We start from the raw sequence: 13,210 nt of genomic DNA, 5'->3' as shown, positions 1-13,210 counted from the left end.
CATAAAACTTATCCGTTCTTCCTTTTGGCCTACTTGCTAAATTCAGCAAGTAAAATATTTTTAAAAGGATCAGGACTATCAGCATTAAGGCTGTTCAAATTGACTGCTAATGTATGCTTGCCTCCAAGTTTACCTCCAGCAAAAGTAACAAACCCTAGAATGCTACCTCCGTGTCCCCATATTGAGACACCGTTTGGAAGTTTAGTTTCATAGATTCCAAGACCATATCTGCCAAGTGCAGCTTCTCCTGTTGGAACTGTAGTAAGCATTTGTTTTAGTTGCTGTTCTTTTAGTAATTGACCCCCTAGTAAGTAAGAGAAGAATTTGTTTAAATCATCAGCAGTAGAAATCATATCTCCAGCCGAGCTCCCCATACTTGGGTTATAATAAGTAACATCTTTTGGCTCACTTGCTCCGTCTAGTTGGATATATCCACGGGCATGCTTGGTTCCTGGAATCACGCTTGAATTGCCAGGTAAGAATGTATTCGATAATTCAAGCGGTTCAATAATCCGATTTTCAATCTCTTCCGCATAGCTGTTCCCGGTTACTGTTTCAATAAGGATACCTAGTAATACGTATCCTGTATTTGAATAAGACCAGCTCTTTCCTGAAGCAAAATTTGGGGGCATCGAAATCCCCATCTTTACTAATTCTTCAGCCCTATACGATTTTTTAGTATCCATTAGATTAAAACTTTTTGACCTTGTGTATTCAGCGATACCACTTGTGTGGTTCAATAATTGCCGGATAGTAATCTGTTTATCATCATACCCGTTTCCTTGAATGACACCAGGCAACCATTTTTCAATAGAGTCGTCTAGATTCAAGCGGTTCTCTTCGGCTAATTGAAGTACAACTGTTGCGGTGAACGTCTTCGTCACGCTACCAATGCGAAAGCGAAAATCTGTTTTCATTGGTTTCTTGCTGCTCAGATTCGCTACCCCAGCGGCATAACTCCATGTTTTTCCACCCTCAGAAGTTTTAGCAAGTATCCCTGGAAATCCAAGTTGCAATGTATCCCGCACTGCTTGCTTGACAGAATTACGATCTCGTTGAGTACTTGTTTGTGACGAACTAGATACACTTTGAGTAGGTTCTGCTTTTACAATTAAGGTTGGCGTTGTGTATAACAGGGAACTTCCAGCTATTAAAAGGGCAAGACTTGCAAATGTAATTTGACTACGTGTTTTCATAGGGCATTCCTCTCCTCTATTCATATTGTATAGGTGGTTTCTTGCTATTTCGTATTAACCACACCGCTACCATCTCCACCAATGAAAAAAGGGCAACATTTAATTCGTAATCATCTTCATAATTATTATTTTTACAAACGTCATTCTGTCCTGGGTAAATCCCTCTTTTTCCACATATATGTTAACCACATAAATTACTTCTTTTTCTAGAAACACTCTTGTTACTGGTCTGTTTTTCATATATAAGTCATATCTGTTCCGCCTTTCACGCCTCTTTATATTTTTATCATACACAATGAAAATTTCTTTTTTCTTACCCATTCCTTACAAATTACTTACGTTCAAAATCGCTTTTATAATAGGATAGCAGGAGCATCTGTGCCGGAAAGTTCAGTAAATATATTAATCAAAAAGAAACACAGAGTTTTTTTACTTCTGTGTTTCTTTTTTCCATCCTTTTAAATATTAAGAGTCGATTTACCCTTAACAGGATGAATTCTGGCTCTTTTCTAATGTGATTTTTCTTCTTGCAATACAACACAAATGACATTGTGCTGCATGAAACACTCCTAACGTTGTTAAAATCACTTGTTTTTAAGTCGAAATTTATTTAACTTAGGGCAGATACTCCATATCCATCAGCTTAAGAAAATAAACGCCCTCAAAACGAAAAAATAAGCTACCTTCTCAAAGTAACTACCTGTAGAAAAAGAAAATGTTCATTTAGGAGATATATTAAAACCTTAGCTTGATAGTAAATGTGGTGCTACCCCACATCCATCAACTTAAGGAGAATAAACGCCACCAAAACAAAAAAAGCCCCACCTTATTTTCTCGAAAATAAGGTGGGGCTTTTGAACCAGAAAAGTATATTTTTAACTATGAAAACTACGTTAAATTTTCCCTTTTTTCCTACTTGCTAAATTCAGCAAGTAAAATATTTTTAAAAGGATTAGGACTGTCAGTTCTACCCAAACTATTCCAATTGACGACCAACGTATGCTTGCCTCCAAGTGTACCTCCAACAAGAGTAGTAAACCCTAGAATGCCACCTGTGTGTCCCCATATCGAGACACCGTTCGGAAGCTTAGTTTCATAGATTCCAAGACCATATCCATCGATTCCTTCTCTTCCTGTAGGAACTGTAGTAAGCATTTGTTTTAGTTGTTGTTCTTTCAGTAATTTGCCACCGAGCAAGTAAGAGAAGAATTTGTTTAAGTCGTCAGCAGTAGAAATCATATCTCCAGCCGAGCTACCTGCACTTGGGTTATAATAAGTAACGTCTTTTAGCTCACTTGCTCCGTCTGGTTGGTCATATCCACGGGCATGGTTGGTGCCTGGAATAACGCTTGAATTGCCAGGTAGGAATGTATTCGACAATTCAAGTGGTTCAATAATCCGATTTTCAATCTCTTCCGCATAGCTGTTTTTTGTTACTTTTTCAATAAGAATACCCAGTAATACGTATCCTGTGTTTGAATAAGACCAGCCCTTTCCTGGGTCAAAGTCTGGGGGCAATGAAATCCCCATCTTCACTAACTCTTCAGCCGTATACGATTTTTTTGTATCCGTAAAATCAGCGTCTTTTGACCTTGAGTATTCAGCGATACCACTTGTATGGTTCAATATGTGCCGGATAGTAATCTTGTTACCATCATATCCATTTCCTTGAATGACACCAGGCAACCATTTTTCGATGGAGTCGTCTAGATTCAGGCGGTTCTCTCCAGCTAATTGAAGTACAACTGTTGCGGTGAACGTCTTCGTCACACTGCCAATGCGAAAGCGAAAATCTGTTTTCATTGGTTTCTTGGTTCTCAGATCTGCTATCCCAGCGGCATAACCCCACGTTCTTCCACCCTCAGAAGTTTTAGCAAGTATCCCCGGGTATCCAAGTTGCAATGTATCCCGCATTGCTTGCTTGACGGAAGTATGATCTCGTTGAGTATTTGTTTGTAACGAACTAGATACATTTTGAGTGGGCTCTGCTTTTACAATTGAGGTTGGTGTTGTATATAACAGGGAACTTCCAGCTATTAAAAGGGCCAGACTTGCACATGTAATTTGACTACGTATTTTCATATGGCATTCCTCTCCTCTATTCATATTGTATAAGTGTTTGCATACTGTTCCTTACTTCCTGACAAGACTTAGGGAAAGGCCCTCACGCATATAGATTAAAGACCCAGTACAAAGGTATCTATTAATACCAACAATTTGAGCCAGTTAAATCTCCATCCCTTCTACAATAAAATTATTCAAAGGTATGAAAGCATATTATGTACCCTTAGTTATTGTTAGGATTAACACAACATGAGACATAGCCCCAATCCATATTTTACTTTATTTATCCATGATATGTATTGAGAAATAATGTAAATTCGAATCCTTTCCGTACTCCAAATATTGATCGTTTTTTCACCTATTATAATTAGTTATTTTGAATTTCATAATAAAAAAACTGTAAAAAAATAACGATTCCCTTAACGTACAGGAAGCGGTTGAAAAATATGTCTATACGCACAATTTTCTTGTTTTGATATGGTGAACCCATCGCCATCAAGCTAAGGTTTTGAAGTACCCTCTAAATGAAATTTTTCTTTCTCTACAGTTAGTTACTTTGAGAAGTCATCTCATTTTTTTGTTTTTGGGGTGTTTCTTTTTCTTAACTTGATGGATGTGGGGTCTCGCCACATCCATCAAGTTGTCTAAATAAAATACCCCCTAAAAATCAAGAATATTCAAAAAATAAAATAGACATTTATTCACTTCGTTTGTTATAATTCAAACAAAATAAAAAATCGTTTACCTTTTACATTTAACGATATCAAATTTACTGGAGGGGATAAAGATGAAAAAAGCACTTTACATCAATATAGGTGGAGAAGGACACTTAAATCCAACATTAGGATTAGTACAGGATTTAGTACAACGTGGAGACAACATTGTCTATTATTCATCAAATGATTTTGAAGAAAAAATCAAAAAAGCAGGTGCACAATTCCGTCCCATCAATCAAGAGGCACAAAGAGAGCTTTCGGAAACTATGAATCTTATGACTTCCCATCCTCAAGAGTACTTATTACACTTCTTTCATGCTATGGAAAGAATTACTGATTCCATTTTTGAAGAAATCTCCAAAGAAACATACGATTACATCCTCTATGATGCACAGTCTTTACCTGGAAAATGGGTTGCTCACCATAGAGGTTTAGCATCTATTGCAACTTGGACCACGTTTGCTTTTTCACAAGAACTAAAAGAAAATATGAACCTGACAGGAACAAGAAACATAGAACAAAAACAGGAACGTTTAGCCATGCTACAAGCATTTTTGCAATTAGAAGAAATAGCAAAAAGGAAACAATATTTAGAAGGAAAATATGAAGTATCCCTATCTGATAATTTTTTACTTTGTCCGGGTTCAGGCGATTTGAATATTGTCTTTACTTCTCGCTATTTCCAAAGAAACAGCAAGGATTTTAAGGATGGCTATATTTTTATCGGTCCTTCCATTGCTGAAAATGAAACTCTAAATGATTTTTCGGTTGATGAATTAAAAGGAGAACGTGTGATTTATATTTCTATGGGAACCATAATTAATAATCAGCCTGAATTCTATCAAAAATGTTTCGTCGGTTTAAAAGATCTCAATGCAAAAGTAGTACTTAGTATAGGCAAACAATTAACAGTGGAGCAGCTAGGAGATATACCTGATAATTTTATTGTTGGTAACTATCTTCCACAATTAGATATACTGCGTCAAGCGGATGTATTTATTAGTCATTGTGGAATGAATAGCACAAGTGAATCACTTTATTTTGAAGTACCTCTAGTTATGCTTCCATTTATAAATGATCAGCATACGATTGCTGAGCGAGTATACGAACTTGGCGCAGGATTTATGTTAAATATCCAGCAATTATCGGCCGAGGATTTAAAACATGCCATTAATGAAGTGTTGCAGCATTCGATTTACAAAAAGAATGCCAAAAAAATTAGTCAATCATTCCGTGAGGCAGGTGGTTATATCAAAGCTGTTGATGAGATTATTACATTTACTCGTTAATTCTGCTATGTATGCCACTCAAGGCCTATTAACTTAAGAATTTTATAACACCCTACAACAAGAATATAGAAGATAGAAGAAATGCTGGCAGTATCCCATACGCATCAAGATAAGAAATTAAATACCTCATTACTATCAATTCTTAAGTTTATAGTAATGGGGTCTCGCCATACATCCATCAACTTAAGAATTCAGAATTACCCCAAAACGAAAAAATGAGCTTTTTTGCTACAAGTTAGCACAAAATTTCGTTCTGGGGGCATTTACCTTTCTTAGCTTGATAGCGATGTGGTGCTACCCCATACCCATCAAGCTAAGATTTTGAATTATTCCAAAATGAAAATTTCATTCTTTCATAGTTGTCCATAGAAGTTCAGTTCGTTTTTTTCATTTATGGGAAGAATGTATTTCTTAACTTGATAGCGATGTGGCAGTACCCCAAAAATAAAATTTTTATCTCTCTACACTAATTTATGAGAATTCAGTTTTTTTGTTTTTAGGATAACGAATTTCTTAACTTGATGACAATGGGGTTGAGTCCCATGCCCTCAAGCTAATATTTTGAAGTGTCCTCAAAACGAAAATTTTCTTTGTTTTGGAGAACTACCAATTTCATAAGTTGATGGGCACAGGATGTAACCTCTATTTAAGAAAATTTTTCATTTCATTAAAAGCCAAGTCTCGATGGCCAGCCTGACAGTGTTGTTCACCACCGGTTTCTTTGGTAAAGACTTTCGTAGTAATTGAAGCTGCATTACACAGTTCATGCTGGATTTGCGGTAGACGACTGATTGGGACATACTGATCATCTTCTCCAGCCAGAAGCAATACATCCTGATTAATAAACTGACTGATTCCAGCCATCGTATGTTTCTCAAAATTTTTAATCAATGTAAATGGTGTTTTCTCACCTGTATTTTCCATACCTTTTGTAATTTTCCACTTTAAGTCGATATTTGTGGCCATCATATTTTCAATCATTGCATTGACATCAGCTGCTTTATTAGCAGTCAAAAGGGTAGTCAGCCTATTCCAGACGTCATCCGGCATCCGAATTTTTAATACATCAAGACCGCTATAGAAAATATTAAATGCAATTACTTTGTCAATCCTTTTTTCAAATGCAGCAGCACGCATTGCTAAATAGCCTCCCCAGGAAGCTCCCATAATGCTGACACGATCTAATTTAAAGTAGTCAATTATTGCAGCAACTGGTTTTTCCCAGTTATGAATGAATTTCAAACCATTTTTTAATGCTGACCCTTGCCCAGGACCATCAAAGACGATAATATTATAGTCAATTCCTCTAATGAAATTCATCATCTTAACCATTTCTTCCATATAGGAATCATAGCCACCAAATACCAGTAACGTTTTATTGGCACCAGGTTCAATTAATTTAACTGCTGGAAGTAAGGAATTCTCATATGGAACTTGATAGGGTTCATAGTCAAAGTCACTAAAACCTTTATAGAAGGTCTCGCGATATTTTTGATACATTCTATTTTTGTTAGGATCTGATGGAGTTAGATAAAATTCAGCAGCTTGATAGTAGACAGATGCAAGATCATAATGGTACTGTTCTTCTCGCTTAATCGCATATTCTAGCCAAGTTTCATACCAGCTTTCTATATCGGTTAGTCTTGGAATAATACCTTTTAAATCACTGTTTGCCCTTTCATCCTCCTGATAGTAATCATTTAAGAAACGATTGATTTGCAAGTTAAATTGTTCATTGTTAACATAGTTTTTAAACATTTTATCCCTCCTCTTATTAATTACAAAACAATGGTAATGGAACCTATCTTGTCTAACAACAAGCAAAAGATTTTAATAAGTAGGAAATCGAACAATTTGTATTCTAATGGTTCGAAAAGCTTCTTTTTAAGGGGGATTGATTTTATGGAAGAGGACGTTCGAATATACAAGACTAAAAAAAATATTTCAGAAGCACTAATTATCCTCTTGAATGAAAAAGATTTCAATCAAATTACAATAAAAGACATTTGTAGCCGTTCGTTAATTAGCAAATCCACTTTTTATAGTCACTTTGTAGATAAGTATGATTTGATGGAGAAAATAGTAAATAAATATGCCGTTTTTTTTAAAAATGAAGTGAAATTACGCTTTAAGTCTGGGAATCAAGGCAATGTTGCTCAAGTACTTGAAATGATTATGGACCAAATTTCTGCAAATAAGACAGAGATTGCTACACTGTTAAATGTACATGTCCCTTTTGCAGATTTACGTGTTGAATTGGAGACAATTTTATACCAAACCTGTCTTTCTTACTTGAACGAAAAACTAAGCGATTCTAGTGCCTCTATTGACTATTTGGCTCAATTGTACACCGCAAATGCTATGGTGCACATAAACTGGACTTTAAAAGGTGATAAGGATAGAAGTGCAATTGAGCTTGCCCATAAAATGCAACAGTATGTTTTTGAACAGGTTCAAAAATAGATTACACTGTGCAAGCGGACTTCAACTACTCATTTTCGCAATTAAAAAATATAACAATAAAGTCGTTTCGAAATCTAGGTGTTAATCAACAATCGCGTCCTATTGTTGATTAACATTGAGATTCATCATCTGTTCCCGGTTTGTTTAAAAAACAGCCCTTGTTATTGTATATTCTTTAATAAGAATTCTGTAATCTCTTCATTTAGCTCATGATGGAAATATTCTCGATTAAATCCATGTGGATCTTGTGAAGGAAGAAAAGATGCATTTGTCATTTCTTTTGGAAATGGACTAAGAAACGAAAAATGTCCTGCGTTTTTAACTATTCTATGCTGAATTTTAGTACTGTCAGTTATCCCATTTAATATAATTTCTGCATGAAAATAAGGTGCAAGTTGATCTTTCTCCCCAACAAGCATTAAAATGGGGATGTTTATGTCTTCCAAAGCACCTTTTGTTTTAAACCAAACTGAAGCTGGTGCTAAAAGAACTAAAGATTTTATTCTGTAATCAGGTGTAATCTTGATAAGATGAGATTTCTCATCAGAAGACTCATAAGAGAAAGAGGTTGGTACTCCTCCCGATGCTGCTAATGCTGTGTATCCTCCCATAGAATGTCCGATGACTGAAACAGAATCAGGTTTTAAAGTTTTTGCAAAATCTTCACTATTAAAGAACCAATCGATCGCCATAGAAATATGTTTTGGCCTAATGGTTAGATTATCTACTGTACCTTCCAAGGTATTGTCGTTTCGATTATTGAATGGATGTTCAGGCATTCCTACTACAAATCCGTTACGAGCCAAGTGACGAGCAATCGTTCGGTAAACTAATGGTGAACCACCGGTGCCATGAGATATTAAGACCAATCTAAACACACCTTCTCGAGGTTCAGCATTACTTGAAACATTCAAATGATAAGGTCCAATATTTTCAAATTTTTCAGGAGTATTTGTTGGATACATAACAAACATAGGAAAAGTTATATCTAATTGTTCATCAAAAAGCTCAACTCTTCGATAGCCAGCGAACATTACATCATTTTTTTCTATTTCTTCATTCATCAAATTCATCTCCTATTAACCTTTAATTATTTATCCTCGTAACCTTATTCAATAATACAATAGCAATAATTCCTTTATAAGCTCAATAGGTCGTAGTTGGAAATAAAAGTAAGACTATGACCTGTTTTTACACGTATCTCGGCTGAATCCCCAATACATATTATTAAAATTAAAGTGGTTCAAGTCGGAGGAAGGCACCTTTGGGTGTCTTTTTTACTATAAAAACCCCCAAGCATTCATACACTTGAGGTTTTATCGATTGAAAGGTAGGGTTGTCTGGAATTCCTTAAATTAAGAACAAAGTGGGATTACTCCTAAACCAATTAATAGAGCTGCAGCAAATGCTGGAATTGGTACAGGAATCTGGATACCTTCTACAACTAAGAAGTATTGTCCACTTACTACTTTAAAACAAACTAATTCCATGGTTATTCCTCCCTTCTGTAAGGATTAATACATTATATTAAATAATCTTATTATTGATATAATTAAATGATTTGTTTTTTAAAATATATGATGCTTTGCTATTCTTAGAGTCCTTATGGTGTCTTTTCAAAAGGACCTGCTCAATTCATTCATATAAGCATAAAGTAAAGAGAATTCATTAAAATACATGAACGACTCCTTGGTTTTCTCCTACTATTTAAAGGAGGAATTATTATGGGCTTTGGTGGTAGTTGCGGCGGCGGTTTTGCTGGAGGCTTCGCTTTATTGGTTGTATTGTTTATTTTATTAATCATTGTTGGAGCTGCTTGCTTCTGCTAAACAAACTATCGGAAAAATCCCTACACAAAGTGCAGGGATTTTCATGCTACGAATATATAAAACTGCTTATTTAATATATAACGACGTGCGCCACGTATCTCTTGGATAATTTATTGAAGTCTTTTGATATTCAAAAGTCCCTTCTTGATGCTTTGATGCGTCCCATTTATATTCCCAACCTACAATAGGGTTACCACCAATTATTTGTGAACCAATACTTTTTACATCAAATCCATTCATTTTGGCAAAAGGAAACTGGCCATATCCTATTTCTTTTGTGTAAACATATAAGTAACTTCCCCCATGATCTTTAGTTGTACTAAAACTATTAGGAGTAATGTATTCAACTCCACCCAATTGTGATTCCACTTTTACTACACTTAAAGAAGTTAGAGGTGCTGCTGGTCCTGCTGATGCCTCCGATGCCATTCCTAACCCAACTACCGCTGCCACCGCTAATGATGATATCCCTAATGTAACTTTTTTAAACATATAAACATCCCCTTGTTTTATAATAAGTACAAGTTTGATATTAGCAGAAATTTATAAGAATATTCCTTATTTTGAAAACGTTAACAAATTCTACTTTTTTCGATATGCAATTTAGCATATTGATTGACATACAGAATATTCCATCCGCTACTTTCGATATAAAAACTATTTTCAAATTTAATACTATTAATTTACTAAATCCTTATTAAAAGACTGGTCGTCTATACAATAGTTTGGTAAAATACAGGTATCTTTTAAGAAGGAAAAGCTAATATAGATCGACTAAATAATGTAAAGAAAATGTTTTATTGCATAAAAAAAGGCTCCGTTTCTGGAGTGCTCAAAAAATAATATAAGTAAATAAATTAAAACAAATAACAGACAATTAAACTATATAGATAAAACATATATAAATCTATATATATGAAATATTACATAAAAAACCCTATTTATTGAAGCTATAATAAACTTACTCAATGATTGTTATATTTTGTTATGGTTTTTAAGTAATAAAATACCTTCTTAACACCAATTGTACAAGGAAAAGAAGACATCGATTAAGATGTCTTCTTTTCTTATATGATAACAACACAATAAAATTAAGATGGTTCAAGTCGGAGGAAGATACCTTTTGATGTCTTTTCTTTATTTTCAAAAGGACCTGCTCAATTCATTCTTCAAAACATAAGGTAAAGTGAACCCATTAAATGTATGAAATGAACCCTAGTTTTACCCTCTGATCTAAAGGAGGCACTATTATTATGGGATATGGTGGTAGTTGCGGCGAAGGCTGCGGTTTCGCCGGAGGATTCGCTTTATTAGTTGTATTATTTATTTTATTAATCATAGTTGGAGCTAGCTGCTTCTGCTAAACAAACTATCGGAAAAGGCACTCTTATATGGGTGTCTTTTCCTTATGCGTTAAAAAGCCCACCTATTTCCGTAGGTGGGCTTTATCTTTATTACACAATACCAAAGTATACTCTGTTTTTCTCATAGACTTAATGCAATTATACATATTCACAAAAATTACACCAAATAAATATTACATATAGTAAAATATAAGTTGTGGATACATTCTATAAAGCAGATTCTTTTGAAAGGCGTAACATATCGATAATTATAAAAGGTGTGGCGTCACTCTAATACTGATCTCAAATCTCTTGTGCTTTGTGAACTAACAATCTGGTGTATATAGACGATTCTGTTTTATAGGATGTGTTTACACGTATAACAAAGGGGTAATACGTGTATATTTATATAAAATTAAAGTGGTTCAAGTCGGAGGAAGGCACCTTAGGGTGTCTTTTCTTTATTTCTCAATATAAGAACTTTAAGGGGTCTCGCCACATCGCTATCAAGCTAAATTTCTGAAATATCCCCAAAACGAAAATTTCATCCTTTCATAGTTGTCCATAGGTTCTTAGGGTGATTTTCATTTTTGAGAAGAATAAATTTCTCAAATTGATGGCAATTATAGAGGGGTAAAAATAATGTTACGATGTTTATAAAAAATATGCGAAGAAATATGTTAATAGATTTTTTAATAATATTCATATAAAATACTATTTTGACTTAGATTAAACTTTGTTTCAAACAAACATTAAAATCTATTTTAAAGAAAGGGAAATATGGTAGAAAATGAAAGCAAACATTAAAATTATTGAAAAGCTTAAAGAAGAATCTTGTACCTTCTACATTCACAAAGTAACATCTTTTATTCTAGATATGGTATCAACACTAGAGAATAGTTCTGATAACTATTTAATAGTTAATTCTACTCACAAAGGTGAACAAGAAAAAATTTCTTGCTCAACTGTTATTTATTTGGAATATCTTGAAAGGAAAATTTTTGTTTATACAAAAGAAAATATATTTGAGATAAAAAGTCCTTTATATAAATTACAATCTGAACTTCCAGATAACTTCATTAGAATTTCAAAAACTATAATTATCAATATTCATTTTTTAAACAAATTCTCCGCTAAAGCAAACGGAAATTTGGAAGCACTGCTTTCAAACAGAGAAAAAGTAATTGTGTCAAGAAAATATGTTTCTTCATTAAAAAAACAGCTAAAAAAACATTCCCAATAACCACTTATGTATTGATTTTTACCACTTATGTTTAAAAGTATTTCTTTATATCTCCTTTGATGTAAATATTAATAAAAACAAAGGAGGATATACAATGTATACTATGATTAAAGAAGTATTTATAAGAACTCCATTATGGGTATGGATATTATTATTCATTTTAATAAAAAGGGGTATTGCTATTTCTCAAGAAAGACCAATTAATTTATCTAAAATGTTCCTTGTTCCCATGATTTTTATGATATGGGGGTTAGATAAAATTATCACTAAATTTTCTTACTTAGGATATTGTTTAATAAGCTATACGATTTTCATTCTTCCAGGCATTTTGATTGGATATTTGTTATATGCAAAATATCAAATTTTTTTCAAGCAAGAGACGGTTACTTTCAGGAAGAAATGTTACCTTCCATTAATAATTATATTGATTAATTTCTTTGTAAAATATGTCTTAAATGTAACTTTAGGAATTTATTCATCATTTTATGGTAATATTTCGTTTAATATAATTTATTCTGCCATAAGTGGACTATCTGTAGGCTTATTTTTTGGAGGAATATTCTACACATTTTATATACAATCAAAATTAAATAAACTTATCTTAAAATCATAAAAAGAAGGGAAAGACTTTATTGAAACTAAAAAATCGACTGTGTACAGGTTTAGGAACTGGTTCATTTATATACATGATAGTTTTGCTATCAAGAAACAATAATATATCTATTACACAAGCTGAGATAATAAGTGTTCTTATAATCTCAGCTTGTGCAGGCATTTTTACATTCATTTTTGATATTGAAAGAATCAGCTATTTGTTCGCCTTGGTAATCCATTTTTTCATGATGATTATAGTTGTCTTTCTTATATCTACATATAACCATTGGATAGAAATATTCCCAACTGCTGATTTTCTTGAAAGTATAGTTTTGATATATGCATTTTCTTGGTTAATATCATTTTCAAATACAAAAAAAGATGCTAAAGAATTAAATATGTTACTAAAAAATAAGAATAACATTTAAAGTGTCCTTCTATACGAGGCTGCTGCATCGATATTAAATTAGCAA

At 33.5% G+C, this 13,210-nt stretch carries 13 protein-coding genes; 7 read left to right on the top strand and 6 right to left on the bottom strand.

Annotated features, from left to right (window positions below; translation table 11 throughout):
- Nucleotides 1-29: 29 nt before the first annotated feature.
- Nucleotides 30-1,196 carry a serine hydrolase domain-containing protein gene (locus MKO96_RS15185; RefSeq protein WP_240587959.1) on the bottom strand — a complete coding sequence of 389 codons (1,167 nt, stop codon included), beginning with the start codon at nt 1,194-1,196 and terminating at the stop codon, nt 30-32.
- 912 nt (nt 1,197-2,108) lie between these two features.
- Nucleotides 2,109-3,278: a serine hydrolase domain-containing protein gene (locus MKO96_RS15180; RefSeq protein ID WP_240587958.1), complete on the bottom strand. Its 1,170-nt coding sequence runs from the start codon at nt 3,276-3,278 to the stop codon at nt 2,109-2,111.
- 769 nt (nt 3,279-4,047) lie between these two features.
- On the opposite strand from MKO96_RS15180, the gene MKO96_RS15175 reads away from it, so the two are divergent.
- A complete protein-coding gene (locus MKO96_RS15175) occupies nt 4,048-5,265 on the top strand; it encodes a macrolide family glycosyltransferase (RefSeq protein WP_240587957.1) in 1,218 nt (405 codons plus the stop codon).
- A gap of 642 nt (nt 5,266-5,907) precedes the next feature.
- Here the strand turns inward: MKO96_RS15175 and MKO96_RS15170 are convergent.
- Nucleotides 5,908-7,023, bottom strand: a complete 1,116-nt coding sequence (locus MKO96_RS15170; RefSeq protein ID WP_240587956.1) for an alpha/beta fold hydrolase — start codon at nt 7,021-7,023, stop codon at nt 5,908-5,910.
- Nucleotides 7,024-7,167: 144 nt separating this feature from the next.
- Here MKO96_RS15170 and MKO96_RS15165 point away from each other — a divergent pair, with 144 nt between their 5' ends.
- Nucleotides 7,168-7,728: a TetR/AcrR family transcriptional regulator gene (locus tag MKO96_RS15165; protein ID WP_240587955.1), complete on the top strand. Its 561-nt coding sequence runs from the start codon at nt 7,168-7,170 to the stop codon at nt 7,726-7,728.
- A gap of 161 nt (nt 7,729-7,889) precedes the next feature.
- Here MKO96_RS15165 and MKO96_RS15160 read toward each other — a convergent pair whose 3' ends face one another.
- Together MKO96_RS15160 and MKO96_RS29400 are read right to left on the bottom strand one after the other, a co-directional pair.
- Nucleotides 7,890-8,792: an alpha/beta hydrolase family protein gene (locus MKO96_RS15160; RefSeq protein WP_141506616.1), complete on the bottom strand. Its 903-nt coding sequence runs from the start codon at nt 8,790-8,792 to the stop codon at nt 7,890-7,892.
- Nucleotides 8,793-9,083: 291 nt separating this feature from the next.
- Nucleotides 9,084-9,218, bottom strand: a complete 135-nt coding sequence (locus MKO96_RS29400) for a hypothetical protein (RefSeq protein ID WP_255260301.1) — start codon at nt 9,216-9,218, stop codon at nt 9,084-9,086.
- A 234-nt stretch (nt 9,219-9,452) separates the two neighbouring features.
- Here MKO96_RS29400 and MKO96_RS15155 point away from each other — a divergent pair, with 234 nt between their 5' ends.
- Nucleotides 9,453-9,557 (top strand): YjcZ family sporulation protein, encoded by a 105-nt coding sequence (locus tag MKO96_RS15155; protein WP_000505684.1) that lies wholly within the window; start codon nt 9,453-9,455, stop codon nt 9,555-9,557.
- Between the two features lie 66 nt (nt 9,558-9,623).
- Here the strand turns inward: MKO96_RS15155 and MKO96_RS15150 are convergent, their stop codons facing one another.
- Entirely contained in the window at nt 9,624-10,049 is a 426-nt protein-coding gene (locus tag MKO96_RS15150; protein ID WP_088047624.1) for a DUF4879 domain-containing protein, read from the bottom strand.
- A gap of 761 nt (nt 10,050-10,810) precedes the next feature.
- Between MKO96_RS15150 and MKO96_RS15145 the strand changes: the two genes are divergently transcribed.
- From MKO96_RS15145 to MKO96_RS15130, 4 genes are all read left to right on the top strand, one after another.
- Nucleotides 10,811-10,921 carry a YjcZ family sporulation protein gene (locus MKO96_RS15145; RefSeq protein WP_000540373.1) on the top strand — a complete coding sequence of 37 codons (111 nt, stop codon included), beginning with the start codon at nt 10,811-10,813 and terminating at the stop codon, nt 10,919-10,921.
- A gap of 769 nt (nt 10,922-11,690) precedes the next feature.
- Entirely contained in the window at nt 11,691-12,143 is a 453-nt protein-coding gene (locus MKO96_RS15140) for a LytTR family DNA-binding domain-containing protein (RefSeq protein ID WP_087986214.1), read from the top strand.
- Nucleotides 12,144-12,237: 94 nt separating this feature from the next.
- A complete protein-coding gene (locus MKO96_RS15135) occupies nt 12,238-12,756 on the top strand; it encodes a hypothetical protein (RefSeq protein WP_240587954.1) in 519 nt (172 codons plus the stop codon).
- A gap of 19 nt (nt 12,757-12,775) precedes the next feature.
- Nucleotides 12,776-13,165 carry a DUF3021 domain-containing protein gene (locus tag MKO96_RS15130; protein WP_240587953.1) on the top strand — a complete coding sequence of 130 codons (390 nt, stop codon included), beginning with the start codon at nt 12,776-12,778 and terminating at the stop codon, nt 13,163-13,165.
- Nucleotides 13,166-13,210 lie beyond the last annotated feature (45 nt).

This window comes from Bacillus sp. ES1-5 (assembly GCF_022487605.1).
Classification (GTDB): Bacteria; Bacillota; Bacilli; order Bacillales; family Bacillaceae_G; genus Bacillus_A; species Bacillus_A wiedmannii.
The sequence above is the reverse complement of the archived record's forward strand: the minus strand, read 5'-3'. Positions and strand labels throughout refer to the sequence as shown.